The organism is Amycolatopsis sp. NPDC004169 (genome assembly GCF_040610315.1).
GTDB lineage: Bacteria > Actinomycetota > Actinomycetes > Mycobacteriales > Pseudonocardiaceae > Amycolatopsis.
Genome location: NZ_JBEXMD010000015.1, coordinates 83,897 through 108,854 on the forward strand (window position 1 = coordinate 83,897; position 24,958 = coordinate 108,854).

Consider the following 24,958-nt stretch of genomic DNA (forward strand, 5'->3'; position numbering starts at 1 on the left):
CGACACGCTATCGTGTCGCGGATCTCGTCGTGATCCGGCTTCAGGCCAAGGATTCCGCGGGCACACCGAGCACCTCCGCGATGGCCGACTTGCTCACCGCGCCCTCGCGCAGCACGACCGGTTCGGTACCGGTGAGGTCCACGACGCTCGAAGCGACGGACTCGCCGCTCGAACCGCCGTCGAGGTACACCGCGACCGAGTCCCCGAGCTGTTCCTGCGCCTCCTGCGCGGTACGGGCCGGCGGCCGCCCGGAGACGTTCGCACTGGAGACGGCCATCGGCCCGACGTCCCGCAGCAGTTCGAGGGCGACGGGGTGCAGCGGCATCCGCAGCATGACGGTGCCGCGGGCTTCGCCGAGGTTCCACTGCAGGCTCGGCGCGTGCGGCAGCACGATGGAAAGGTCACCGGGCCAGAAGGCTTCGATGAGCGCCCTGGCCTGCGGCGGCACGCCCAGCACCAGCCCGTCCACAGTGGACCACGAGCCGACGAGCACACCGACGGGCATGTCCGGGCCGCGGTTCTTGGCCCGCAGCAGCGCCTGCACGGCACCGGCGTCGAAGGCGTCGGCCCCGATCCCGTAGACGGTATCGGTGGGCAGGACGACCAGCCTGCTGGACCGAACCGCCCCGGCCGCGGCGGCCAGCCCGTCGGCCCGGGTCTCGCGCCTGCTGCAGTCGTAGACCACGCTCATGGTGGGCAGCGTAGTCCGGCGGGCCGGGGGGACGTTCGCCGCGTCACAGGGCGGCGGGGTGCGGTTCGGCGGGCTCGGGTCCGGAGGCGGTGCCGGCTGCGCAGCGCCGCTTGGGGGCGCCCCCCGTCTTCCACGCTACCGGCGGGCACCGACAGTTTCCGGCGCTCTCGGCGCGTGCGGCCGGAGTTGTCCACATCGCTCGTCACCTGGGACGCCACTTCGGCAGGTCGAGGCCGGTGGCGAAGCCCGAAGTCGAGTGCCGGTCGGTTCCGGCAACGACCTGGCCACCCGGATCGACAACCGCACCGGGTCTGATCATTGCCATCGATCTCGCTCCGAGCGGGCGGTGGATGAGGTACCAGCGGCGCCGGAATTGCGGTCGGGACCGCCGCGCGCATCCTGTGTGCAGGCCCCGCGGGGGCGCCCCCCGTCTTCCACGCTACCGGCGAGCACCGACAGTTCCTGGCGCTCTCGGCGCGTGCGGCCGGAGTTGTCCACATCGCTCCCCGCATCAAACCGGCGCAGGCCCCGGGGGCGCCCCCGTTTTCCACGCTACCGGCCGGCACCGACAGTTTCGGCCCCTTCCGGCGCGCACGCCCGGGGTTGTCCACAACGCCCGAGCGCACGGCTGACAACCGGCCAGACTTTCGTCGTGGGGCAAGCGGGTAAACCTCGCCCTGAGGCAGAACCGCGACAGCCCGGCTCAATACGGTCGATCTTCGGGAACCACCACCCCCGTGGGTTCCCAGTGAAGGAGCCGCAGATGCGCCCCAGAACCCCGAAAGCGCTCGCCCTGCTCGCCGCCGTCGCCGTTCTCTCCGGGCTCGGTGCCGGGACCGCCGCCGCCGAACCGCTCACCCGTGGCTGGCCCGCGCCGATCGATGCCGCGCACTGGGAGAACCAGGACCACATGACCTGGTCCGACTACCGGAAGGTGCCCGGCACGAACTGGGCCGACCCGACCCTCAAGCCCACCCAGCGCACCTTCAAGGGCGCTGTCGTCCTCGCCGACTACCCGGACCAGGACTTCGTCGTCACGAAACCCGCGAACTCGACCATCTTCGGCAACCCCGGGCCCGCCGCCGCGAACGTTCCGCGGGCGAAGGTCGCGCAGTACTACCAGGACTTCCTCAACAAGCCCGAAGCCCTCAACAACGGCCACACCATCAACGAGTACTGGATGGAGGACTCCGGCGGCCGGTTCGGCGTGCAGCTGACCGCGTTCGGGCCGTACCGGATGCCCGGGAAGTCCTACGAATACGGCATGGAGTTCCAGCCGAGCGCCTGCCCGCCCGGCGCGGACTGCAGCCGTGACCTCCGCAAGGACGCCGGGGACGCCTGGCGCGCCGACGTCGGCGACACCGCGAAGCAGTTCGACTTCGTCTTCTACCTCTCCGCCGGCCAGGACGAGAGCTCGACCTGGCAGGAGTTCGGCGAGATGAAGTTCGGGACGAAGGAAAACGTGCCGGACGCCTTCGGCCCGCCCAACCACGACCTGCCCAACTACGCCCCCACCCGGTACGTGCCGTGGACGTCGTGGGCGTCGGCCGCCAGCATCTGGCCGAACGCCCAGGACGGCAGCTCGGTGCAGGCCGAAAGCTCGGGCCAGTCGACCTACGCCCACGAGTTCAGCCACATCCTCGGCATCGGCGACAACTACAACAACCCGTTCGGCACGCCGCCCTCGCGCAGCTACAGCGGACCGTGGGACATGCTTTCGCGCGGGACGTTCAACGGCCCCGGCGGCCCGCACACCCGCTGGCAGATCCCGGCGACGCAGGGCAGCTCGATGGGAGCACAGCACCAGCTGCGCAACAAGCTGAAGCTCGGCATCGTCGACCCGGCGGACGTGCTGCAGCTCGACCGCAACGAGCTGGCGAAGACCGGCCCGGTCTCGGCCCGGCTCACCGCGCGGGAGGCCGAAGCGCAGCCCGGTGCGTTCACCGGCCTGAACATCAAGCTCACCGGCGGTGACAAGGCCCCGAAGTGCGACCGGGCGACGGACCCGTTCTGCGACGGCGGCGGCTACGACAACTACACCGTCGAGGTCGTCGACCGGATGGGCTCGGACTCCTTCACGCCCGACTCCGGCGTGCTGATCACCAAGACGAAGAACAAGGACAACGCCCCCTTCGACTGGGTGATCGACGCGAACCCGCAGGACATCGGCATCACGGATTACACGAAGCCCGACGGCACGCCGGTGAAGATCACCATCGGTGACTACCGCCAGCTCAACGACGCCCTGTTCAAGGCGGGCACGGAGGCGGCGAGCCCGTACGAGTACACGGACCAGGCCAACCGCCTGCGCTTCCTGATCACGGACGTGGCCCGCGACCGCCGCGGCATCCTGTCGTACACGGTGACGGTGGCGTCCCTGGACGGCACGGGCAGCCAGTCCCGCGGCGCGGCCCTGACCCCGGCCCTGCCGGCCATCGCCCGAGGCGGCTTGGCCACGTGCGACTTCGGCCTGCTGAACACGGGCGCGGCCCGCGGGGCGCAGGCCCCGTACGACACGGACACGTACCGGCTGACCGTGTCGACGGACGCCCGCGGCTGGCAGGTGAAGCTGCCGAACGAGCTGGCCACGGCCAAGTTCGGCGGCCACGTGAAGGTGCCGGCGTACGCCAAGCGAAGCCAGGGCGGCGATCTGGCGGCCCGGGTGAAGCTGACGGCCACCTCGGTGAGCGACCCGTCGAAGACCGCGACGGCGAGCTGCACGGCGTTCGGCTTCTAGCGGTGAGGGCCTTGTTGTCCACAGCTCGGCCGGGTTGTGGACAACAAGGCCGCTCGCCGGCGGCTTTCCCGGCTTTTCGTCGGTGGCCGCCGGTAGCGTGGAATCGGGGGCTGCTCAGGGCGGCAACGAACGCCCAGCCTCTGGGCAGCGCGCTTGCGGCAATGTCCGCCGCGGCTGTCTGGCAAGACTCGAACGCGCCGCAACCCGGGCCGGCGGAACCAGTCGCTCGCGTCGGCTCGGCGACGAGCGCCCGGCCTGCTCGACCATGGCCGCCGACTCGAGTCCGGCAATCCCCCGATGCCTCCGCACCGAGCCGGAGCGGGCTTGTCCACAACTCGGCCCGGCTGTGTACAGCTCAGCGGCAACCCCGGCTTTTCCGGCTTTTCGTCGGAGGCTCCCGATACGATAGACCTGGGACGCCCCCCAGGGAGCGGTGGGGAATGTCCGGAGGCTGCGGAAGGCTGCGCCGGGCTCTGGGGGCGACGAAACGGCAGGTCCGCGGGCAGTTCCTGGCGGAGCCCGGTGCTGTTGTCGGAGCTCGACGGGCTGGCGGGGGTGCTGGCCGGGGTGCTGCTCAGCCCAGCCGCCGCGCGGTCACGAATCGCGCCCGGCCCGTCAGATCGGCATGGTCCTCGACCCCGGTGAGCACCCGCCGCGCCCGCACCAGCGCCGGCACCGCCGAGCCGTGCGTGTCGTCGTGCTCGATCGCCAGTCCTCCTCCCGGACGCAGCAGGCGCGCGCCGGCTGCGATCGCGTGGCGGATCACCGCCAGCCCGCTCTCCTCGGCGAACACCGCTCGCGGGGGGTCGTGCTCGGCCACCTCCGGCGGTACCGGGGTCCCCTCCGGGACGTACGGCGGGTTGCACAGCACCAGGTCGACCAGGCCGTCGAGCTCGGCGAACATCGTCGGGTCGCCGATGTCGCCCGAATAGAGCCGGATCGGGGTGTTGCCCGCTTCGGCGTGGACGTCCGCGTTGTGCCTGGCCCAGGCCAGGGCCTGCGGGTCGATGTCCACCGCGTACACCACCGCGTCCGGGCGGGCGTGGGCCACCGCCAGCGCCAGCGCGCCGGAACCCGTGCACAGGTCCACCACCACCGGGAACTCGCGGCCCTGCAGGAACTTGACCCCCCACTCGAGCAGCAGCTCCGTCTCCGGCCGCGGGACGAACACACCGGCACCGACCGCCACCGTGATGTCACCGAGCGCGGCCCAGCCGGTCAGGTACTGCAGCGGGATGCGCTTGGCGCGCTGCTGGACGAGCTGGCCGATGGCCTCGATGACCGGCGGGTCGACCAGTGGCACCATCGGCAGCCTGCCGCGTTCGACCCCGAGCACGTGCGCGGCGATCACCTCGGCGTCGAACCTCGGCGAGGCGACGCCCGCGCGCTCGAGGATGCGGGTGGCCTCGATGATGGCCAGGCGCAGCGGCTGCCGGTTCACTCGTCGTCCTTCACCTCGTCGAGCCTGGCACACCAGGCGGAACTCCCCCGTGAGGACACGCGCCGGTCCCACGCCGTCCAGCGTATCGAGGCACCCCCGGCGCGCAGGCGACAAGTCCGGGTGCCGGGACCCTGATCGGCCCGATCTTCTAGGATGCAGGTCACCGGGTCGGGGATTCGCCTGCTCCACGGCACCGCCCGAACCGTTCCGCACCGAACCTCCGGGGAGCCCCGCAGTGCCCACAGAGCCGATCACCCGCCGGGTGGCGTTCATCTTCCCGATCTACAACGAGGAAGAGAACATCGACCTGCTGCACCGGACGGTGGACGAGGTGACCCGCCCGCTCGCCGGCAAGTACGACTTCAGCTTCCTGTACGTCGACGACGGCAGCCGGGACGGTTCGCTGGCCAAGCTCACCGAGCTCAGCACCCGCGACGAGCGCGTCACCGTGGTCGAGCTGAGCCGCAACTTCGGGCACCAGATGGCCGTCACCGCCGGGCTGGACCTGGTCGACGCGGACGCCGTCGTCATCATGGACAGCGACATGCAGGACCCGCCGCGGGTCGCCCTCGAGCTGATCGAGAAGTGGGAAGAGGGCTTCGACGTCGTCTACGCGCAGCGCCGCTCCCGCCAGGACTCGCCGTTCAAGAAGATCACCGCCGGCGGGTTCTACTGGTTCCTGCGGAAGATGGCCGCGGTCGACATCCCGAAGAACACCGGCGACTTCCGGCTGATCGACCGCAAGGTGGTCGACGAGCTGCGCAAGTACCGCGAGCGCGACCGCTTCCTGCGCGGGCTGGTCAGCTACATCGGCTTCAAGCAAACCGCCGTGCTGTTCGACCGCGACAAGCGGCACGCCGGCGTCACGGGCTACCCGCTGCGCAAGATGCTGCGCTTCGCCGCCGACGGCATCCTCGGCTTCTCGGTGACGCCGCTGCGGATGATCACGCGCATGGGCTACCTGATCTCGTTCCTGAGCTTCGTCGGGATCCTGTACGTCGGCGGCGTCAAGCTGTTCGCCCCGGAGACCGCGGTGCCCGGCTGGGCGTTCCTCGGGATCGCGATGTTCTTCCTCGGCGGGATCCAGATCATCATGCTCGGCGTGCTCGGCAGCTACATCGGCCGCACGTACTCCCAGGTGCAGAACCGGCCGCTGTACGGCGTCGCGTCGGTGCGCACCGGGGTGGCGGTCGAGGCCCGCGAGGGCGCCGACGCGGGACGAGGCGCCCGGTGAAGCTGATCTCGGCGACCCAGCTGCGCTTCGGGCTGGTCGGCGTGGCGAACACCCTCGTCGACGCCCTCGGCTACGCGCTGCTGGTGACGCTGGGCGTCCCCCTGTTCGTGGCGAACTTCATCTCCACGACCACGGGCATGCTGCTCAGCTTCACGCTGAACCGGAACTTCACCTTCCGCGCCAAGGACGGTGACGTCCGCCGCCAGGCGCTGCTGTTCTTCGCCGTCACCGCGTTCGGGCTGTGGGTGGTGCAGGCGGCGATCATCTTCGGGGTCACCAGCGCGTTTCCCGGGGTGAACGTGCTGATCCCGAAGTTCGCCGGGATCGTGGTCGGCCTGGTCTGGAACTACGTGCTCTACCACAAGGTCGTCTTCCGGCACCGGCCCGCGGCGGCGGCCGAGGCGCCGGTCGCGGAGGTTACGCATGACTAGCACCGCCGTCCCGTCCCGGGTCGCCGACCAGCCCGCTCCGGAAGCCCCGGAGCAGGCCCGCGCGAGCCGCTGGGCCTGGCTGAACGGCGACTACGCCCGCGTCTTCGCCGTGGTGCTGGCCTGGAACGTGGTGCTGATCGCGCTGGCGTACCTGTTCGCGCCGTCCAGCCCCACCGACGAGGGCATCCCGAAGACCGGCATCGGCTCGACGATGAGCCTGCTGGCGCACACCTACCGGTGGGACGCCGGCAACTACGGCGAGATCGCGATGCACGCCTACACCGGCAGCTACGCCCCGACGCGGGCGTTCTACCCGGTGTTCCCGCTGCTGGTCTGGCTGGTGCAGACGGTCAGCTTCGGCACGATCGGCCTGCTGGTCGCCGGGTTCCTGGTCAACCTGGTGGCCACCTGGCTGGCCGCGGTCGCGCTGCTGAAGATCGGCCGCCACTTCTTCGCGGGCGAGCGGGCGCCGTGGCTGGTCGTCGCGGCGTTCCTGACCGCGCCCGCCGCGTTCTTCCTGCACTCGTTCTACAGCGAGGCGGTGTTCTGCGCGCTCGGCTTCTGGGCCTACCTGTTCGCGCTGCGCCGCCAGTGGCTCTGGATGGGCCTGACGCTCATCCCGCTGACGGCCTCCCGCATCACGGCGGCGGTCTTCGTCGGCCTGTGCTTCCTGGAGTTCTGGCGGTCGAAGGACTGGAAGCTGCGCGGCCTGCTGTCGTGGAACCTGCTGTGGTTCCCGGCGGCGTTCGCCGGCCTGGCCGCCGTGATGGTCGCGATGAAGATCCAGACCGGGGACTTCTTCGGCAGCTTCAACGCGCTCAAGGGCGTGCGGGAGTGGTCGTACCACAAGTTCAACCCGAACATCCTCGAGACGCTGTGGCGCGAAGCCAAGATCACCGGCCACGCGCTGCTCGGCGACACGAAGATGGACGCGTGGACGCTGATGAGCCACGTGCTGCCGATGATCGGGCTGGCGCTGCTGTTCGTGAGCTCGGTGTACGTGCTGGTGGCACTGCGGTCGAAGGGTGTCCCGCTGGCGCTGTTCGGGTTCGCGTCGATCGTGATGCTGACGATGAACAACAACGTGGTGTCGGTGCACCGCTACCTGCTGCCGTGCCTGGTGATGTACGTGGCGCTGGTGCTGTTCGGCGAGCGCCGTCCGCAGCTGCGCGGCGCGGTGCACGTCGTGCTGTACGCGAACGCGCTGGTCTGCGGGACGATCTACCTGCGCTTCATCACGGGCTTCTGGTCCGGCTGATGCGGATAATGCACCAGGTCGTCACGTTCGACGCGGCCGACCTCGCCGCCGAGAGCCGCTTCTGGGCGGGCGTGCTCGGTGGCGAGGTCGACGAAGACGGCGACTGGCACATGGTGCTGGTGGACGGGGCACCGCGGATCGGGGTGCAGTTCGCGCCGGACCACGTGGCGCCGGAGTGGCCGGACGGCCCGGTCAAGCAGCAGATCCACCTCGACCTGTGGGTCGAGGACTTCGCGGAAGCGCACGAGCAGGTGATGGCCCTCGGCGCACAAGTCCTGAAGCCGGCGGCGGGCAGCACCTCGGGCGACGACTTCCAGGTGTACTCCGACCCGGCCGGTCACCCGTTCTGCCTGTGCTGGCTGGTCGCCCGTCAGCCGGCCACTCAGCCCGGCTGAGGCCGTGTCGACCCGCCAAACACGCGTGTCGACCCTCTGATCACGCGTGTCGACCCTCCGATCACGGACCGGAAGACCCGGCTCGTGCGTGAAGGGTCGGCACGCGTGATCAGGAGGTCGACACGGCCTCAGCCCGACTGGGCTGCCAGGCGCTCCTCGCGGTCCGCGGTCGCCAACGCGTCCAGCACGCCGTCCAGGTCGCCGTCCAGGACCTGGTCCAGGTTGTACGCCTTGTAGTTCACCCGGTGGTCCGAAATGCGGTTCTCCGGGAAGTTGTACGTCCGGATCCGCTCCGAGCGGTCGACCGTGCGGACCTGGGACTTGCGCGCGTCCGACGCCTTCGCCGCCGCCTCCTCCTCCGCGATGGCCTGGAGGCGGGCCTGCAGCACCTGCAGGGCGCGGGCGCGGTTCTGGATCTGGGACTTCTCGTTCTGGCAGGACACCACGATGCCGGTCGGCAGGTGGGTGATCCGGACCGCCGAGTCCGTCGTGTTGACGCTCTGGCCGCCCGGGCCCGATGACCGGAACACGTCGATGCGCAGGTCGTTCGGGTCGATCTCGACCTCGACCTCCTCCGGCTCCGGGTAGATCAGCACCCCGGACGCCGACGTGTGGATGCGGCCCTGTGACTCCGTCGCCGGGACGCGCTGGACGCGGTGCACGCCGCCCTCGAACTTCAAGCGGGACCACACCCCGTCGACGTCGGCCGCCTTCGTCTTGATCGACAGCGTGACGTCCTTGAAGCCGCCCAGGTCGGAGTCCACCGAGTCGAGGACTTCCGCCTTCCAGCCGTGGCGCTCGGCGTAGCGCAGGTACATCCGCAGCAGGTCGCCGGCGAACAGGGCCGACTCCTCGCCGCCCTCGCCGGACTTGATCTCCATCACGACGTCGGATCCGTCGTACGGGTCGCGCGGCAGCAGGAGCTCGGTGAGCTTCGACTCCAGCTCGGGGATCTTCGCGGCCAGCTGCTCGGCCTCCGCGGCGAACTCCGCGTCCTCCGAGGCCATCTCCCGCGCGGCCGAGAGGTCGTCACGGGCCGTGTCGAGCTCGTGGACCGCACGGACCACCGGCGTCAGCTCGGCGTAGCGGCGGCCGAGCTTGCGGGCGCGCGCCTGGTCGGCGTGCACCGCCGGGTCCGCCAGCTGCCGCTCCAGCTCCGCGTGCTCGGCGAGCAGCCCCTTGAGCGAGCTCGAATCCACCTTCAGCCACCTCTCAGCCCGGGAAACAACCATAAAGAACGGCGCCCACCCGGGAGTACCGGATGGGCGCCGTGGAAAAAGCTACTTGGCGTCGGCCTTCTTCTGGCGCTTGCCGTAGCGAGCCTCGAAGCGCGCGACCCGGCCACCGGTGTCCATGATCTTCTGCTTGCCCGTGTAGAACGGGTGGCAGTTCGAGCAGATCTCGACGTGGATGTTACCGCTGGTCTTGGTGCTGCGCGTGGTGAAGCTGTTGCCGCAGTCGCAGTTCACTTCGGTGACCACGTACTCGGGGTGAATACCGCTCTTCATGGTGTCCTCTCTCGTTGGCTCCGGGTCCCCAGTCGTCACGGGGTGAACCGGCGCCGGACTTCAGCGGGTAATTCTGCCAGACGGGCAGACGTGTACTGGAACGCACCCCGCTGACCAGCTATTCCCACCGCGAAGGGGGCCTCCCCGGCGCACCGGGAAGGCCCCCTCGCAAGACGGGACTCAGTCGTCTTCGCCGCCGCCGAGGGCGGTCTTCGAGACCTGCATCAGGAACTCGACGTTGGTCTTCGTCTTCCGCAGGCGCGAGATCAGCAGGTCGATGGCCTGCTGCGAGTCGAGCGCGTGCAGCACCCGGCTCAGCTTCACCGTGACCGCGAGCTCGTCCGGCGAGAGCAGCAGCTCGTCCTTGCGGGTACCGGACGGGTTGACGTCGACCGCCGGGAACACGCGGCGCTCGGCGATCTTCCGGTCGAGCTTGAGCTCCGCGTTACCGGTGCCCTTGAACTCCTCGAAGATGACCGTGTCCATCGTCGAGCCGGTCTCGACCATCGCCGTGGCGAAGATGGTCAGCGAGCCGCCGTTCTCGATGTTGCGGGCCGCACCGAGGAACCGCTTCGGCGGGTACAGCGCGGTCGAGTCGACACCACCGGACAGGATCCGGCCGGACGCCGGGGCCGCCAGGTTGTACGCGCGGCCGAGGCGGGTGATCGAGTCGAGCAGCACGACGACGTCGTGGCCCATCTCGACCAGGCGCTTGGCCCGCTCGATCGACAGCTCCGCGACCGACGTGTGGTCGGACGGCGGCCGGTCGAAGGTCGAGGCGATGACCTCGCCCTTCACCGAGCGCTGCATGTCGGTGACCTCTTCCGGACGCTCGTCGACCAGGACGACCATCAGGTGGCACTCGGGGTTGTTCGTGGAGATCGCGTTGGCGATGTCCTGCATGATCGTGGTCTTACCGGCCTTCGGCGGCGACACGATCAGGGCGCGCTGCCCCTTGCCGACCGGCATGATCAGGTCGATCACGCGGGTGGTGAGCTTGTGCGACTCGGTCTCGAGGCGCAGCCGCTCGTTCGGGTACAGCGGGGTCAGCTTGGTGAAGTCGGGACGCCGCTTGGCCTCGTCCGGCTCCAGGCCGTTGATCGAGTCGACGCGCACCAGCGGGTTGAACTTCTGCCGCTGCTGCTCGCCCTCGCGCGGCTGGCGCACCACACCGGTGATGGCGTCACCGCGGCGCAGGCCGTACTTGCGGACCAGTGACAGCGAGACGTACACGTCGTTCGGGCCGGCGAGGTAGCCGGAGGTCCGCACGAACGCGTAGTTGTCCAGCACGTCCAGGATGCCCGCGACAGGCAGCAGGACGTCGTCCTCGCGGATCTCGGTGTCCGGCGAGCCGCCTTCGGCCCGGCCGCCACCGCTGCCCCGGCGACGGCGGTCGCGGAAGCGACGGCCGCGACGGCCGCCTTCCTCGTCGTCGTCCGGCTGCTGGTTGCGGTTGTCACCGCGGTTGCCGTCGCCGCGGTTGCCGTCCTGCTGGTTGCGCTGGCGGTCACCGCGGTTGCCGTCCTGGCGGTTGTCACCCCGGTTGTCACCGCGGTTGCCACCGCCCTGGCGCTGCTGGTCGCGGTTGCGGTCGCCGCCCTGCTGGCGGTCGCCCTGCTGGCGGTCGCCCTGCTGGCGGTCACCGCCCTGCTGGCCGTCCGGGGACCCGGCGGCGCGGTTGGAGCCGCGGCGACGGCGGCTGCGGCCGCCCTCCTCGGCCTGGCCGTCCTGGCCCTGCTGGGCGTCCGGCCGGTCCTGCTGCGGGCGCTCGGCCTGCGGCCGGTCGTCCGACGGCGTGGAGGCGGGCGCCTCGGCCTTCGGCTCCGGCTTGGTCTCCGACGGCGCGGCGGGCGCCTCGGCCTTCGGCTCGGCCTTGGGGGCCGCCGCCTTCACCGGCTCGCCGACGCCCTCGAGCGGCAGCGTCTCGGCCGCCGCACGCGGCTTGCGGGACTTGCCCTGGCGCTCGCGGATCGCGGCGATCAGGTCGCCCTTGCGCATGCCCGTCGTCTCGCCGACGCCGAGCTCCCCAGCCAGCGAACGCAGTTCGGCGACGGTCTTACCGGTCAGCCCGCCGACCGTCCGCTTGGGAGCGGGGGCGGTGCCGTTCGTCTCGGCCGTGCCGCTCACGTCGCTCAAAAGATCGGTGTTGCTCACACATGTCCTTCCTGACCGATCCACGCCTCCAGGTGGATCAGCGGACTGCCGCTCGCTTCTGATCGCGAACCGGCGTAGTTGCCCCCCGATACGCGAGATGAGCTCTTCGGCCGTGCGGAACACAGCTGGAGCGCCTCCACCACAGGGGTTTGCGTCCTCCAAACGGAGGACACGGAATTCGGCACCGCCGAAACCGGAAACCCGCCCAAGTCGTTCCGCGTTACCCCGCTTGCCAGGCGGTGCGGATTCGGCGGATCGACGACGGATGCGGATCCGGGGATTCCCCGGGACCGGCATCGGGTGCGGAAACGCACGGTGATCGAACGCCCCCGAGGGTAGACCGCAGCGGTGCCTGGTGCAACAACCACCCCCCGCGTGGCGGCTCCCCCGTCGGCCACGTGACCCAGCCTTTACTGAGCCGCAACCTGCACGCCCGTGAGATCCACGGGCAGTTCGAGGACGTCGAAGGCCTCAACGCGCACGTCAGGCGGAAGTATTCCCCCGGTGGTCAGCGCGAGCACCGTCGGACCCGCGCCGGAAACGGCGGCGGCTACTCCCCGTGCACGAAGCGTCGCCACCAGCTCCGCGCTGGCCGGGTACGCGGGGGCGCGGTAGTGCTGGTGCAGCCGGTCGTCGGTGGCCGCGAGCAGCAGCTCCGGCTTCGCCGTGAGCGCGTGGACGGCGAGCGCGGCCCGCCCGGCGCTGTGGGCGGCGTCGGCGTGCGGCACGGTCGCGGGCAGCAGGCCGCGTGTGGTCGCGGTGGCCGAGCGGACCGACGGCACGGCCACGACCGGCCGGATCGACGCGTGCGGGGTGAGCCGTTCGGCGTGGAACTCCCCGCCGTCGCACCAGGCCAGTACCAGGCCGCCGAACAGGCTGGCGGCGGCGTTGTCGGCGTGGCCTTCGAAGCCGGCCGCGAGCTGCAGCGCGCCGAACGCGTCGATCTCCCGGCCCGCCAGCGCGTACCCGGCGGCGACGCCGGAGACCACCGCGGCCGCGGACGAGCCGAGGCCGCGGGCGTGCGGGATCGCGTTGAAGCAGCGCAGGTGCAGCCCGGGCGGCTCGACGCCGAGGTGCGCGCAGGTCGCGCGGATCGCCCGCACCACCAGGTGGGATTCGTCGGTCGGGACGTCCTCCACGCCACCGGCGCCGGCGTCGATCACCTCGACTTTGAGCCCGGTGTCGGTGACCCGCACCTCGACGACGTCGTACAGGCTCAGCGCCATGCCGAAGGCGTCGAAGCCCGGCCCGAGGTTCGCGGTCGACGCCGGGACGGTGACCCGGAACGCCCCGCTCACCGCAGGTCCAGCGCCGCCGCGACGGCCGAGGGGTCCACGGCGAGGGGTTCGACCTCGACGTTGCCCGCCAGGGCCGTCTGCGGGTCCTTCAGGCCGTGCCCGGTGACCGTGCAGACCACCTTCGAGCCGCGCGGCAGCCGTCCGTCGGCGGCGGTGGCCAGCAGGCCCGCCACGCTGGTGGCCGACGCCGGCTCGACGAACACGCCTTCGCGGCCGGCCAGCAGCCGGTACGCCTCGAGGATCTTCTCGTCCGTCACGGCCTCGAAGAGCCCGTCCGACTCGTCCTTCGCCTTCACCGCGGCGGTCCACGACGCCGGGCTGCCGATCCGGATGGCGGTCGCGACCGTCTCCGGGTCCGCCACCGGCTCGCCGTGCACCAGCGGCGCCGCGCCTGCCGCCTGGAAGCCGAACATCCGCGGGGTGTTCTTCACCACACCGTCGGCCGCGTACTCCGCGTACCCCGCCCAGTAGGCGGTGATGTTGCCGGCGTTGCCGACCGGGAGGCAGTGGATGTCCGGCGCGGTGCCGAGCACGTCGCAGATCTCGAACGCGGCGGTCTTCTGGCCGGCGATGCGCACCGGGTTGACCGAGTTGACGAGCGTGACCGGGTAGTCGGCCGCGGTCTTGCGGGCCAGCTCCAGGCAGTCGTCGAAGTTGCCGTCGACCTGCAGGATCCGGGCGCCGTGCAGCACGGCCTGGGCGAGCTTGCCCATGGCGATCTTGCCCTGCGGCACCAGCACCGCGCAGGTGAGCCCGGCGCGGGCGGCGTAGGCGGCGGCCGAGGCCGAGGTGTTGCCGGTCGACGCGCAGATCACCGCCTTGAGGCCGCTGGCCAGCGCGTGCGTGATGGCCACGGTCATCCCGCGGTCCTTGAACGAGCCGGTCGGGTTGGCCCCCTCGACCTTGAGGTACACCTCGCAGCCGGTCAGCTCGGACAGGTGGAGGGCGGGCAGCAGCGGCGTGTTGCCCTCCCCGAGCGTGACGACGCGGGCGCCCTCCGGGACCGGGACGCGGTCCCGGTACGCCTCGATGAGCCCGGGCCAGGGGTGCCTGATCATGCGATCGCCTCGCTCCGCGAGACAGTGTTTGATTTTTTTTGGCGCATGGTGTCTATGGTTCGCTCGCAAGCGTCGCTCACTGGTCTTCGCCTTCCACGCGCATCACGCTGACAACTTCGTGGACGACGTCGAGCCGCCCGATCTGGTCCACAGTGGACTTCAGGGCGGCGTCCGGCGCCTGGTGCGTCACCACGACCAGGCTCGCGCGGTCGCCGACGTCGCTCTGCCGCACGGCCGCGATGCTCACGCCGTGGTCGGCGAACGCCTGCGCCACCTGGGCGAGCACCCCGGCGCGGTCGGCCACGGAAAGGCTTACGTGGTACCGGGTCGGCGTCTGGCCCATCGGCCGCACGGGCAGGGCCGCGTGCGCGGATTCGCGCGGGCCGCGACCGCCGACGACCCGGTTGCGGGCCACCGCGACGAGGTCGCCGAGCACCGCGCTGGCCGTGGGCGCGCCACCCGCGCCCTGGCCGTAGAACATCAGCTCGCCCGCGGCGTCGGCCTCGACGTAGACGGCGTTGAACGCGCCGCCGACGCCGGCCAGCTGGTGGCGGCGCGGGATCATCACCGGGTGCACGCGCGCGGACACCGACTCGACGCCGTCGTCGTCGGTGACGCGCTCGCAGATGGCCAGCAGCTTCACCGTGCGGCCGAGCATCCGGGCCGCGGCGAGGTCCGCCGCGGTGACGTCGGCGATGCCTTCGCGGTGCACGTCCGAGGCCGTGACGCGGGTGTGGAAGGCGAGGGAGGCGAGGATCGCCGCCTTCGACGCGGCGTCGTAGCCGTCGACGTCGGCGGTCGGGTCGGCCTCGGCGTACCCGAGCCTGCTGGCCTCGTCGAGCGTCTCGGCGTAGCCGGCGCCGGTCGAGTCCATCGCGGACAGGATGTAGTTCGTGGTGCCGTTGACGATCCCCATCACGCGGGTGATCCGGTCACCGGCCAGCGACTCGCGCAGCGGGCGCAGCAGCGGGATGGCCCCGGCCACCGCGGCCTCGAAGTACAGGTCGGCGCCCGCGGCGTCGGCCGCCTCGAACAGGTCCGCGGAGTGCTCGGCCAGCAGCGCCTTGTTCGCCGTGACGACCGACTTCCCGGCCTTCAGCGCGGCGAGCAGCCAGCCGCGGACCGGCTCGATCCCGCCGACCAGCTCGACGACGACGTCGACGTCGTCGCTGGTCACCAGCTTCTCGGCGTCGGCGGTCAGCAGCTCCGGCGGCAGCTCGGGGTGCTTGTCGGGACGGCGGACGGCGATGCCGGCCAGCTCGACCGGCGCACCCGCCCGCGCGGCCAGCTCCCCCGCCTGCTCGGTGAGCAGCCGGGCGACCTCACCGCCGACCGTCCCGCAGCCGAGCAGCGCGACGCGGATGGCCGGGCGTTCCTCTGGGGCAGCCACTGTGTTCAGACCTCCAGGCGCAGCATGTCGTCGGTCGTCTCCCGCCGCAGCAGCAGCCGCGAGCTGCCGTTGCGCACGGCGACCACGGCCGGGCGGGGCATCCGGTTGTACGTGCTCGCCATCGAGTAGCAGTACGCGCCGGTCGCCGCGACCGCCAGCAGGTCGCCGGGAGCCAGCGTGTCGGGCAGCCAGCAGTCTCGTACGACGATGTCGCCGGACTCACAGTGTTTTCCCACGACCCGGGACAACACGGCCTGCACCGGCTGGTCGTTGTCGCCCGCGGAGCGGGAAACGACCCGGACGTCGTAGACCGCGTCGTAGAGCGCGGTGCGGATGTTGTCGCTCATCCCGCCGTCGACGCTGACGTACCGGCGCGCGGACTCGTCGCCGAGCGAGACGTCCTTGATGGTGCCGACCTCGTACAGCGTGATCGTGCCGGGACCGGCGATCGCGCGGCCCGGTTCGCCGGCGATCCGCGGCACCGGCAGGCCCGCGTACGCGCACTCCTTGCGGACGATCTCGCGGATCTGCGTGATCATCTGCGCGGGCGGCGGCGGGTTGTCCTTCTCGGTGTAGGCGATGCCGAACCCGCCGCCGAGGTCGACCAGGCTCAGCTGGTCGAGCAGGTCGGGGCCGTGCTCCTTGGCCAGGTCGGCGAGCAGCCCGACGACGCGGCGGGCGGCGACCTCGAAGCCGTCGGCGTCGAAGATCTGCGAGCCGATGTGGCTGTGCAGGCCGACGAGCTTGAGCGAGCGCGCGTTGAGCACCCGGCGGACCGCCTCGGCGGCGTCGCCGCCGGCCAGTGAGAACCCGAACTTCTGGTCCTCGTGGGCGGTCGCGATGAACTCGTGGGTGTGCGCCTCGACGCCGACGGTGACCCGGATCAGCACCGGCTGCACGACGTCGTGGCGGGCGGCGATGTCGGCCAGCCGGGCGATCTCGAAGTAGCTGTCGAGCACGACCGTGCCGACCCCGGCGACGACCGCCGCTTCCAGCTCGGCGGTCGACTTGTTGTTGCCGTGGAAGGTGATCCGCTCGGCGGGGAAGCTCGCGCGCTGGGCCACGGCGAGCTCGCCGCCGCTGCAGACGTCCAGGCTCAGGCCCTGCTCGGCCACCCAGCGGGCGATCTCGATGGAGAGGAACGCCTTGGACGCGTAGTGCACGAGGGACGGGTCGTCGAAGGCCTCGGCGTAGTCCGCGCAGCGCGACTTGAAGTCGGCTTCGTCGACCACGAACAGCGGCGTGCCGTGCTGCTCGGCGAGTTCGCGGACGTCGACGCCGGCGATCCGGACGACGCCGTCGGCGGCGCGGAAGGTGTTGCGGGGCCAGACCTTCGCGGGCAGCTTGTCGAGTTCCTCGGCCCCGGACGGCTGCAGCCCGGAGGTGTCGGCGTGGGGGTAGACGTCGGCGTGCCGTGGGCCGGCGGGGTGCGCCATTTCTTACATCCGTTCCGGAGCGGAGACACCGAGGAGGGCGAGGCCGTTCGCCAGCACCTGGCGGGCGGCTTCGCACAGCGCGAGCCGGGCGAACGTCAGAGGGGTCGCCTCTTCGTCGCCCATGGGCAGCACGCGGCCCACGGTGTAGAACTTGTGGTAGGCGCCCGCGAGTTCTTCGAGGTAGCGCGCGATCCGGTGCGGCTCCCGCATTTCGGCGGCGCGGCGCACGGTTTCCGGGAATTCGCCGATGGTGCGGATCAGGTCGCCCTCGGCGGGCAGCGTCAGGAGTCCGAAATCGACGTCCGAAGTGGACTGCGACTTCAGGCCGAGATCGGCGGCGTTGCGCTGCAGGGACGCCAGCCGCGCGTGGGCGTACTGGACGTAGTAGACCGGGTTGTCGTTGGAGTGCTTGCGCAGCAGGTCCAGGTCGACGTCCAAAGTGGAGTCCACCGAGTAGCGGATCAGCTCGTACCGGGCCGGGTCGACGCCGACCGCCTCGACCAGGTCCTCCATGGTGATCACGGTGCCGGCGCGCTTGGACATCCGGACCGGCTTGCCGTCGCTGACCAGGTTGACCATCTGGCCGATCAGCACCTCGACCGTGGCGGGGTCGTCGCCGAACGCGGCGGCCGCGGCCTTGAGGCGGGCGATGTAGCCGTGGTGGTCCGCGCCGAGCATGTAGATGCACAGGTCGAAGCCGCGGTTGCGCTTGTCCTTGAAGTAGGCCAGGTCGCCGGCGATGTAGGCCGGGTTGCCGTCCTGCTTGATGACGACGCGGTCCTTGTCGTCGCCGTACTCCGACGACTTCAGCCACCAGGCGCCTTCGTTGAAGTACAGGTTCCCGGAGTCCTTCAGCTGCTGGACGGCGGCGTCGACCGCGCCGGACTCGTGCAGCGAGTTCTCGTGGAAGTAGACGTCGAAGTCGGTGCCGAACTCGTGCAGGCTCTGCTTGATCTCGCCGAACATCAGGTTGATGCCGATCCGGCGGAACGTCTCGTGCCGCTCGGCCTCCGGCAGCGACAGCGCGCTCGGCTCCTGCTTGAGGACGTTGGCGGCGATGTCGTTGATGTAGCCGCCCGCGTAGCCGTCCTCCGGCGCGGGCTCACCCTTCGCGGCGGCGATCAGGGACCGGACGAACCGGTCGATCTGGGCACCGGCGTCGTTGAAGTAGTACTCGCGCGTGACGTCGCCGCCCTGCGCGGCCAGCACGCGGCCCAGCGCGTCGCCGACCGCGGCCCAGCGGGTGCCGCCGAGGTGGATCGGGCCGGTCGGGTTCGCCGAGACGAACTCGAGGTTGATCCGGGTGCCGGCCAGCGCGTCACCGCGGCCGTAGGCGGCGCCGGCGTCGAGCACCTGGCGCACGATGTCGCCCTGCGCGGCGGCGGCGAGCCGGAAGTTGAGGAAGCCGGGGCCGGCGACCTCGGCCGAGGCCACGCCGTCGTCCGCCGAGACCGCCTCGGCGAGCGCCTCGGCGAAGTCACGGGGCTTGAGGCCGGCCTTCTTGGCCACCTGGAGGGCGAGGTTCGTCGCGTAGTCGCCGTGGTCGGGGTTGCGCGGGCGTTCGATGGTCACCTGCTCCGGCAGCACGGCGTCGTCGATGCCGCGTGCGGCGAGCACCTGCACGGCGGAGCTGCGGACCAGGTCGGCGAGAGCGGCGGGAGTCACTTGCCGAATTCTAGGTGTGCCCTGGTCGGGGGCTTTCATCGGTCTCGGCCACATCACGATCCGTGGGTGTGTGAGGCGTTAACGGTGATCAGACGCGTGGTCTCTACACTGGCCCGGGCGGGAATCCGTCCGCAGCCACCAGAGGGAGAACGCGGAAGCCATGGCGAACGGGACAACTCGGAAAAAGGGGTCGGCGGTGAAGGCGGCCCGTGGTTCCGTGGTGAGCAAGAAGGGGACGCCGTGGGGCACGATCATCGCCGTCGTCGCCGTCGTGGCGCTGGCCGCCTCGGTGATCATCTACTACATGGTGCAGTCCGCGCCGAAGCGTGAGCAGGCCGACCGCGAGGCCGCCGCCGCGTCGTTCACGCCGAGCGCGCAGGACCCCGACCCCTCGAAGCGCATCCCCGGCGTGGTGACCGCGACCTACACCGGCAGCGTGCACGTCCTCCCGACCGAGCGCGTCGCCTACGACAAGACCCCGCCGTTCGGCGGCCCGCACGACGGTTACTGGGCGGCGTGCACCGGCGTCGTCTACCCGAACGCGGTACGGACCGAGAACATGGTGCACGCGCTCGAGCACGGCGCCGTCTGGATCGCCTACAACCCGCAGCAGGTCTCGGGCGACGCGCTGAACATGCTCAGCGTCCGCGTCAAGGGCAAGCCGTACACGATGATGTCGCCGTACCCGGGCCTCGACAAGCCGATCTCGCTGCAGTCGTGGGGCCACCAGCTGAAGCTGGACGACGTCAGCGACCCGCGGATCGACCAGTTCATCGTGGCCCTGCGCACCAACCCGAACGGGGTCTACCCCGAGGTCGGCGCGTCCTGTGACGCTCTCGGCCCCGGCCAGTTCGACCCGGACAACCCGCCGCCGTTCGACCCGTCGAAGCCGGGTCCCGACGCCAAGCCGATGGACTACAAGGGCACGGCGGGCGCGCAGCAGGAGCAGGGTGGCATGAACCAGCCGTCCGCTCCCTCGGGGACGCCGACCAAGTGACGTCCTCCGAGGAGCCGGCCGAGCAGCCGATCTGGTCCCGCTGGGTGATCATCGGCGGGACCCTCCTCGCTGTCCTGCTCCTCGGCGCGACGGCGGGCATGTTCCTCACCCGCGCCTTCGACGACGACCCGGCCGCCGCCACCCCGGCGGCCGGGTCGGTCGAGGTCGGGTTCGCCCAGGACATGTCGACCCACCACCTCCAGGCCGTGACGATGGCCGGCTGGGCCCGCGACCACTCGACGGACCCGGAGGTCCGCCAGCTGGCGTTCGACATCGAGCGCACCCAGCTGGAGCAGGTCGGCCGCATGAAGGGCTGGCTGATGCTGTGGGACCAGCCGGAACAGCCGATCGGCGCCCCGATGCAGTGGATGACGGAGCCGATGCAGGGCCACGACGGCATGCAGATGCCCCCGTCTTCGCTGAACCCGGCGGGCGGGCCGCTGATGCCCGGTATGGCCACGGACGCCGAGCTGGCGAAGATGCGGTCGCTGTCGGGGAAGCAGCTGGACGTGTATTTCCTGCAGCTGATGCTGCGGCACCACCAGGGTGGGACGTCGATGGCCCAGTACGCGGGGACGCATTCCAACCTGGGGGCGTTGAAGGCGCTGGTGAACAGCATCATGACGTCGCAGGGGGCGGAGATGGACCAGATGAAGGTGATGCTCTCGGCCCGGGGCGCTCAGCCGCTGCCCGCTTAGCCGGCTACCAGGACAGCTCCTGGCAGCGGCGCGCGCACTGCGGCGCCTCCACCTGCAGGGTCGCGTGCTCGATCGCGTACCGCGAAGACAGCAGGTTCTGCGCTTCGGTCAGCACGTCCGACTGCCGGGCCGGCGGCGCCAGCGTCAGGTGCGCCGAGGCCACCTCCATGCCCGACGTCAGCGTCCAGACGTGCAGGTCGTGCACGTCCGCGACCCCGGGCAGCGCGGACAGCTCCGCGTTGATCGCGCCGACGTCGACGCCTTGGGGCGCGTGCTGGAACAGGATGCGCAGCGCGCGCCGGGCCAGCGTCCAGGTGCGGGGCAGGACCCACAGCCCGATCGCGACGCCGATGATCGGGTCGGCGTAGCGCCAGCCCGTCAGCAGCGTCACCGCGCCGCTGACCAGCACGCCGACCGAGCCGATCAGGTCGGCCAGGACCTCGAGGTACGCGCCGCGGACGTTGAGGCTCTCCTTCGCGCCCGCGCGCAGCACCGCGAACGACACCAGGTTGGCCACCAGGCCGGCCGCCGCGGCCAGCAGGACCGGCAGGCCCGGGACCGACGGCGGGTCGCCGATGCGGCCGATCGCCTCGATCAGGACGTACGCCGCGACGCCGAACAGCAGCAGTGCGTTGGCCAGCGCGGCCAGCACCTCCGCGCGGTAGAGACCGAACGTGCGGCCGACCGTGGGTCCGCTGCGCCGCGCCAGCATGATCGCGGCCAGTGCCATGCCGACGCCGAGGACGTCGGTGAACATGTGCGCCGCGTCCGACATCAGGGCCAGCGAGCCGGTCGTCAGGCTGACGACGAACTCGAGCACCATGAACCCGGCGCCGATGCCCAGGGCGATGGCCAGTCTCCGCACGTGCCGGCCCGACGCGCTCTCCGGCGCGATCGCGTGCCCGTGGCCGTGTCCCTGACCCATGCCGCCTCCGTTCCCGGTTCGCCGTCGGGCCAAACATATAGTCGGATGCGCATATATGCAACAGAGGGCAGCCTAAGTTCACCCACCCGCAAGTTACCCCGCCCGGCGGAGCCGCCCAATCCACCAGGCGGGGTGTCCCGCCAGGCGGACTCGTCACGCTTCGGCGTCGACCATCCGGGTGAGCAGTTCCCGCAGCCGGAGGCGCTCCTCCGGCGTGAGCCCGGCCAGCGGTTCGGCCGCGAAACCCAGCGCCTGCCGGAAGTTGCGCGCCAGCCCGGCGCCCTCCGGCGTGGCCACGATGTTCTTGATCCGCCGGTCACGCTCGCCCGGGCGGCGCTCCACCAGGCCGCGGGCTTCGAGCCGGTCGATGATCCCGGTCACGTTGGACCGCTCGGACTTCAGCTTCTCGGCGATCCGGTGCATCGGCAGCGGCTCGTCGAGCGCGGCGAGCACCTTGGCCTGCACCGGCGTCAGGCCCTGCGCCGCCGCCGCGCCCTCGTACGACGCGACGTACCGGTCGAAGATCCGTCCGAGCAGGGCGACGACGTCTTCGGTGATCGGGTCAGCGCTCATCATCAGCCGAGTGTATGCCGTTGGTTGACTGCATGAACCATCCATGCCTATAGTCATTTTAGTTCACTACATAAACCATCATCCTCCTGAACAGATCGAGGTTCCCTTGATGAGCAACGAGCGCGTCGCCCTGATCACCGGCACGTCCACCGGGATCGGCCTGGCCACGGCCGTGTTGGCGGCCCGGCGCGGCTTCCGCACGGTCGCCACGCTGCGCGACACCGGCCGCGCCGACCGCCTGCGCAAGGCCGCCGCCGAAGCCGGTGTCGAGCTGGACATCCGCCCGCTCGACGTCACCGACGCGGGTTCCGTGAGCGCGGCGTTCGAAGGCGTCCTCGCCGACTACGGCCGGCTCGACGTCCTGGTCAACAACGCCGGCGCCGGCCACCTCGGCACGCTCGAAAAGGAACCGCTCTCGGCGCTGCGCGACACGATGGAGGTCAACTTCTTCGGCGTCGCCGAGGCGACCAAGGCCGCGCTGCCCGCCCTGCGCGCGAGCGGCGGCCGCCTGATCACGGTGACCAGCGTCGGCGGCGTGATCGGCCAGCCGTTCAACGAGGCCTACTGCGCGGCGAAGTTCGCCGTCGAGGGCCTGATGGAATCGCTGGCCCCGGTGGCCGCGGCCCAGGGCGTCAAGGTGTGCGTCGTCGAGCCGGGCGCGGTCGCGACCGAGTTCGTCAACAACGTCGGCGTCGACGAACGGCTCTTCGCCGAGGCCGGGCCGTACGCCGAGTCCCTGAACTCCTACATCGCGAACGTCACGAAGTCGTTCCAGAGCGCGCAGACGGCCGACGAGGTCGCCGAAGTGATCCTGGCCGCGATGACGGCCGAGGCTCCCGCGTTCCGCATCCAGACGTCGAAGTGGGCCGAGGAGTTCGCCTCGACCAAGTTCGCCGACCTCGACGGCTCGGCCGTACAGCGCCTGACCGGCGGCTGGCTCGCCTAGAGCCTGTTTCAATGGCGTAGTCACTCGTTGATCGCCGCGTTGTGCACGGTTGCCTCGTAGGGAACTGCGAGTTTGTCGAACCGTGTGGCGACACCTCGGTTGCGGTTGAGCCGGTTGATGCCGCACTAGACCGTGTCGTTGCTTGTAGATTTCTGGGTCGAATGCTGGTGGCCGGCCACCGGCTCGGCCGCGGTTGCGGCGTTGCCGGACCTGATCAGCGGGCTGGGAAATCGTGCACGCGATCCCGCGTCGCCGCAGGTAGGCCCGGTTGGCGCGGAACTGTAGGCCTTGGCCTTGCTCGGTGGCCAGGCAGCTTGGTCGTCCAGCCTCCCCGCGGCCGGCCTAGCGTGTGTGGTTGGCCGGTCCGGGCTCGCCGATACCGCCGGGCGGTCCTTTCTGTAGGTCGCTCTCAATGCAGGCGCCTGCGGCGTGCTGGCGGGCCCGGTTGATCGTGGAATCCACGCTCACCTCCCAGGTGATCAGCCCGGCAGCCCGCCAGCGGATGCCTTCCAGGAGTTGGCGTTTACTCCACAGGGGTGGGCGGCGGGGTTTCTTGCCGACAGGCAGCGGCGATTCCAGGATCGCCCACTGCGCGTCGATCAGATCGGCTCGCCCCGTCGCCGCCAGGCTGGGCACGAGGTCGCCGGTTTTCTTGATCAGCTTGGTCGTTGATCGTTCTACCGGAGACCTCGCCTGTTTCACCCAAGACACGCCGCACCCACAACGCCGGCCAGAAGCTCCGCTGGTCAGCACATCAAACGGGCCCTAGCGCACCAGCCGGAAGAACCCCCGGACCTGCTCGACGAACAGCGCGGGCTGCTCCAGCGCGGCGAAGTGCCCGCCGACGGGCAGCTCCTCGAACCAGCGCAGGTCGGTGTAGCGCTGCTCGGCCTGCCGCCGTGACGGCCGGACGATCTCCTTCGGGAACACCGAAACCCCGGCCGGGACGTCCACAGTGGACAGGTCGCGGTCGTTGTTCTCCCAGTACATCCGCGCGGACGAGGCCGCCGTCGCGGTGAACCAGTAGACGGAGATGGCGTCCAGGACCCGCTGCCGGTCGACGGCGTCCTCCGGGTTCCCCTTGTGGTCGGTCCAGGCCCAGAACTTCTCGGCGATCCAGGCGGCCTGGCCGGCGGGCGAGTCGGTGAGGCCGTAGCCGAGCGTCTGCGGGCGGGTGCCCTGCTGGGCGGAGTAGCCGCTGCCGGTCCGCCGGAACTCCTCGAGGTCGGCCAGCGCCCGGCTCTCCGCGGGCGTCGGATCGGGGGTGTCCATCCGCACGGGCGCGAAGTTGACGTGCACCCCGGCGACGTGCCCGGACCGCGCCAGCGCGTTGGTGACGGCGGCACCCCAGTCGCCACCCTGGGCGCCGTAGCGCTCGTAGCCGAGCGACGTCATGAGCCCGTCCCACAGTTCGGCCACCCGCGGGATCTTGAGAGCGGGCTTGTCACTCCACCCGAACCCGGGCAGCGACGGCGCGACGACGTGGAAGGCGTCGGCGGGATCACCCCCGTGCTTCGCGGGATCGGTGAGCGGCCCGAGGACGTCGAGGAACTCGACGACGGACCCGGGCCACCCGTGGGTGAGCACGAGCGGAAGTGCGTCCGCCTCCGGCGACCGGACGTGCAGGAAGTGCAGGCCGACGCCGTCGACGGTGGCCCGGAACTGCGGAAAGGCGTTCAGCCGCCGGGCGAAGCCGAAGTCGTACTCCTCACCCCAGTCCCGGCAGAGCTCGCGGACGTAGGCGAGCGGAACGCCCTGCGACCAGTCGTCGACGGTCTCGGCCTCGGGCCACCGGGTCCGCCGCAACCGCTCCCGCAGATCGGCGACGTCGCCCTCGTCGAGAGGTACCTGGAACGGCTCGGCCATCTCGGCTCCTTCAGGTGGGGCTCCTACGCTATCGACGACCCGGCAAGAGGATCAACTTCATCGCGCTGACCAGCGGATTCGCTGGTGGGACCACCTGCGGGAAAAGGGGTGGGGAGCATGCGCTAAGCTTTCGGAGTCGCCCAGCGATGGGCCCTCGTAGCTCAGGGGATAGAGCACTGCCCTCCGGAGGCAGGTGTCGCAGGTTCGAATCCTGCCGAGGGCACCACAGGGATGGGAACGGGAGAGATGTCGCACCT

Annotated in this window: 22 protein-coding genes and 1 tRNA gene; 9 read left to right on the forward strand and 14 right to left on the reverse strand. The window is 70.7% G+C overall.

Features of this window, described 5'->3' with window-relative positions; all coding sequences use genetic code 11:
* Positions 1–40 precede the first annotated feature (40 nt).
* Complete coding sequence (locus ABZX11_RS21780) at positions 41–691, reverse strand: L-threonylcarbamoyladenylate synthase (protein WP_176175195.1); 651 nt, start codon at positions 689–691, stop codon at positions 41–43.
* 763 nt (positions 692–1,454) lie between these two features.
* Here ABZX11_RS21780 and ABZX11_RS21785 point away from each other — a divergent pair.
* Positions 1,455–3,428, forward strand: coding sequence for a M6 family metalloprotease domain-containing protein (locus ABZX11_RS21785; protein ID WP_354915538.1), 1,974 nt, complete (start codon positions 1,455–1,457; stop codon positions 3,426–3,428).
* Between the two features lie 574 nt (positions 3,429–4,002).
* Here the strand turns inward: ABZX11_RS21785 and prmC are convergent.
* Positions 4,003–4,869 (reverse strand): peptide chain release factor N(5)-glutamine methyltransferase, encoded by an 867-nt coding sequence (prmC, locus tag ABZX11_RS21790; protein WP_176175193.1) that lies wholly within the window; start codon positions 4,867–4,869, stop codon positions 4,003–4,005.
* 235 nt (positions 4,870–5,104) lie between these two features.
* Here prmC and ABZX11_RS21795 point away from each other — a divergent pair, with 235 nt between their 5' ends.
* The 4 genes from ABZX11_RS21795 to ABZX11_RS21810 are packed head-to-tail and all read left to right on the forward strand — an operon-like array spanning position 5,105 to position 8,187.
* Positions 5,105–6,103 carry a glycosyltransferase family 2 protein gene (locus tag ABZX11_RS21795; protein ID WP_176175192.1) on the forward strand — a complete coding sequence of 333 codons (999 nt, stop codon included), beginning with the start codon at positions 5,105–5,107 and terminating at the stop codon, positions 6,101–6,103.
* Positions 6,100–6,534, forward strand: coding sequence for a GtrA family protein (locus ABZX11_RS21800; protein ID WP_176175191.1), 435 nt, complete (start codon positions 6,100–6,102; stop codon positions 6,532–6,534). Before ABZX11_RS21795 ends, ABZX11_RS21800 begins: the two co-directional genes overlap by 4 nt.
* Positions 6,527–7,792 carry a mannosyltransferase family protein gene (locus ABZX11_RS21805; protein ID WP_354915543.1) on the forward strand — a complete coding sequence of 422 codons (1,266 nt, stop codon included), beginning with the start codon at positions 6,527–6,529 and terminating at the stop codon, positions 7,790–7,792. The genes ABZX11_RS21800 and ABZX11_RS21805 overlap by 8 nt, the downstream gene beginning before the upstream one ends.
* Positions 7,792–8,187, forward strand: coding sequence for a VOC family protein (locus ABZX11_RS21810; protein WP_354915546.1), 396 nt, complete (start codon positions 7,792–7,794; stop codon positions 8,185–8,187). Before ABZX11_RS21805 ends, ABZX11_RS21810 begins: the two co-directional genes overlap by 1 nt.
* A 128-nt stretch (positions 8,188–8,315) precedes the next feature.
* On the opposite strand, the gene prfA is transcribed toward ABZX11_RS21810, so the two are convergent.
* The 8 genes from prfA to argS all read right to left on the reverse strand — a co-directional run bounded on the left by prfA (position 8,316) and on the right by argS (position 18,696).
* Entirely contained in the window at positions 8,316–9,386 is a 1,071-nt protein-coding gene (gene prfA, locus ABZX11_RS21815; protein WP_354915549.1) for a peptide chain release factor 1, read from the reverse strand.
* An 81-nt stretch (positions 9,387–9,467) separates the two neighbouring features.
* Entirely contained in the window at positions 9,468–9,695 is a 228-nt protein-coding gene (gene rpmE / locus ABZX11_RS21820; RefSeq protein ID WP_176175187.1) for a 50S ribosomal protein L31, read from the reverse strand.
* A gap of 180 nt (positions 9,696–9,875) precedes the next feature.
* On the reverse strand, positions 9,876–11,849 hold the full coding sequence (gene rho, locus ABZX11_RS21825; protein WP_354915552.1) for a transcription termination factor Rho: 1,974 nt from the start codon (positions 11,847–11,849) through the stop codon (positions 9,876–9,878).
* Between the two features lie 410 nt (positions 11,850–12,259).
* Positions 12,260–13,147, reverse strand: coding sequence for a homoserine kinase (gene thrB / locus ABZX11_RS21830; protein WP_354915555.1), 888 nt, complete (start codon positions 13,145–13,147; stop codon positions 12,260–12,262).
* The gene (thrC, locus tag ABZX11_RS21835; RefSeq protein WP_176175184.1) at positions 13,144–14,205 is read right to left on the reverse strand and encodes a threonine synthase; all 1,062 of its coding nucleotides are present in this window, start codon (positions 14,203–14,205) and stop codon (positions 13,144–13,146) included. The genes thrB and thrC overlap by 4 nt, the downstream gene beginning before the upstream one ends.
* A 76-nt stretch (positions 14,206–14,281) precedes the next feature.
* The gene (locus ABZX11_RS21840) at positions 14,282–15,595 is read right to left on the reverse strand and encodes a homoserine dehydrogenase (RefSeq protein WP_176175183.1); all 1,314 of its coding nucleotides are present in this window, start codon (positions 15,593–15,595) and stop codon (positions 14,282–14,284) included.
* 5 nt (positions 15,596–15,600) lie between these two features.
* On the reverse strand, positions 15,601–17,031 hold the full coding sequence (gene lysA / locus ABZX11_RS21845) for a diaminopimelate decarboxylase (RefSeq protein WP_354915559.1): 1,431 nt from the start codon (positions 17,029–17,031) through the stop codon (positions 15,601–15,603).
* 3 nt (positions 17,032–17,034) lie between these two features.
* On the reverse strand, positions 17,035–18,696 hold the full coding sequence (argS, locus tag ABZX11_RS21850; protein ID WP_354915562.1) for an arginine--tRNA ligase: 1,662 nt from the start codon (positions 18,694–18,696) through the stop codon (positions 17,035–17,037).
* A 196-nt stretch (positions 18,697–18,892) separates the two neighbouring features.
* On the opposite strand from argS, the gene ABZX11_RS21855 reads away from it, so the two are divergent.
* Positions 18,893–19,693: a DUF3105 domain-containing protein gene (locus tag ABZX11_RS21855; protein ID WP_354915565.1), complete on the forward strand. Its 801-nt coding sequence runs from the start codon at positions 18,893–18,895 to the stop codon at positions 19,691–19,693.
* Positions 19,690–20,391, forward strand: coding sequence for a DUF305 domain-containing protein (locus ABZX11_RS21860; RefSeq protein WP_354915568.1), 702 nt, complete (start codon positions 19,690–19,692; stop codon positions 20,389–20,391). Before ABZX11_RS21855 ends, ABZX11_RS21860 begins: the two co-directional genes overlap by 4 nt.
* A gap of 4 nt (positions 20,392–20,395) precedes the next feature.
* Here ABZX11_RS21860 and ABZX11_RS21865 read toward each other — a convergent pair whose 3' ends face one another.
* Entirely contained in the window at positions 20,396–21,316 is a 921-nt protein-coding gene (locus tag ABZX11_RS21865; protein ID WP_354915571.1) for a cation diffusion facilitator family transporter, read from the reverse strand.
* 153 nt (positions 21,317–21,469) lie between these two features.
* Complete coding sequence (locus ABZX11_RS21870; RefSeq protein ID WP_354915574.1) at positions 21,470–21,892, reverse strand: MarR family transcriptional regulator; 423 nt, start codon at positions 21,890–21,892, stop codon at positions 21,470–21,472.
* 106 nt (positions 21,893–21,998) lie between these two features.
* On the opposite strand from ABZX11_RS21870, the gene ABZX11_RS21875 reads away from it, so the two are divergent.
* Complete coding sequence (locus ABZX11_RS21875) at positions 21,999–22,835, forward strand: SDR family oxidoreductase (RefSeq protein WP_354915577.1); 837 nt, start codon at positions 21,999–22,001, stop codon at positions 22,833–22,835.
* Between the two features lie 342 nt (positions 22,836–23,177).
* Here the strand turns inward: ABZX11_RS21875 and ABZX11_RS21880 are convergent, their stop codons facing one another.
* Together ABZX11_RS21880 and ABZX11_RS21885 are read right to left on the reverse strand one after the other, a co-directional pair.
* Positions 23,178–23,537 carry a hypothetical protein gene (locus ABZX11_RS21880; RefSeq protein ID WP_354915579.1) on the reverse strand — a complete coding sequence of 120 codons (360 nt, stop codon included), beginning with the start codon at positions 23,535–23,537 and terminating at the stop codon, positions 23,178–23,180.
* Between the two features lie 63 nt (positions 23,538–23,600).
* Positions 23,601–24,701 carry an epoxide hydrolase family protein gene (locus ABZX11_RS21885; protein ID WP_354915582.1) on the reverse strand — a complete coding sequence of 367 codons (1,101 nt, stop codon included), beginning with the start codon at positions 24,699–24,701 and terminating at the stop codon, positions 23,601–23,603.
* A gap of 150 nt (positions 24,702–24,851) precedes the next feature.
* Here ABZX11_RS21885 and ABZX11_RS21890 point away from each other — a divergent pair.
* Positions 24,852–24,927 (forward strand) — tRNA-Arg (locus ABZX11_RS21890).
* The last annotated feature ends 31 nt before the right edge of the window (positions 24,928–24,958 follow it).

Excerpts from the sequence above, each read along its gene's own strand:
- ABZX11_RS21865 (WP_354915571.1), bottom strand. The coding sequence starts at position 21,316 with ATGGGTCAGGGACACGGCCACGGGCACGCGATCGCGCCGGAGAGCGCG.
- ABZX11_RS21810 (WP_354915546.1), top strand. The coding sequence starts at position 7,792 with ATGCGGATAATGCACCAGGTCGTCACGTTCGACGCGGCCGACCTCGCC.
- ABZX11_RS21875 (WP_354915577.1), top strand. The coding sequence starts at position 21,999 with ATGAGCAACGAGCGCGTCGCCCTGATCACCGGCACGTCCACCGGGATC.
- ABZX11_RS21785 (WP_354915538.1), top strand. The coding sequence starts at position 1,455 with ATGCGCCCCAGAACCCCGAAAGCGCTCGCCCTGCTCGCCGCCGTCGCC.
- ABZX11_RS21805 (WP_354915543.1), top strand. The coding sequence starts at position 6,527 with ATGACTAGCACCGCCGTCCCGTCCCGGGTCGCCGACCAGCCCGCTCCG.
- ABZX11_RS21780 (WP_176175195.1), bottom strand. The coding sequence starts at position 691 with ATGAGCGTGGTCTACGACTGCAGCAGGCGCGAGACCCGGGCCGACGGG.
- ABZX11_RS21870 (WP_354915574.1), bottom strand. The coding sequence starts at position 21,892 with ATGATGAGCGCTGACCCGATCACCGAAGACGTCGTCGCCCTGCTCGGA.
- ABZX11_RS21885 (WP_354915582.1), bottom strand. The coding sequence starts at position 24,701 with ATGGCCGAGCCGTTCCAGGTACCTCTCGACGAGGGCGACGTCGCCGAT.
- lysA (WP_354915559.1), bottom strand. The coding sequence starts at position 17,031 with ATGGCGCACCCCGCCGGCCCACGGCACGCCGACGTCTACCCCCACGCC.
- rpmE (WP_176175187.1), bottom strand. The coding sequence starts at position 9,695 with ATGAAGAGCGGTATTCACCCCGAGTACGTGGTCACCGAAGTGAACTGC.
- thrC (WP_176175184.1), bottom strand. The coding sequence starts at position 14,205 with ATGATCAGGCACCCCTGGCCCGGGCTCATCGAGGCGTACCGGGACCGC.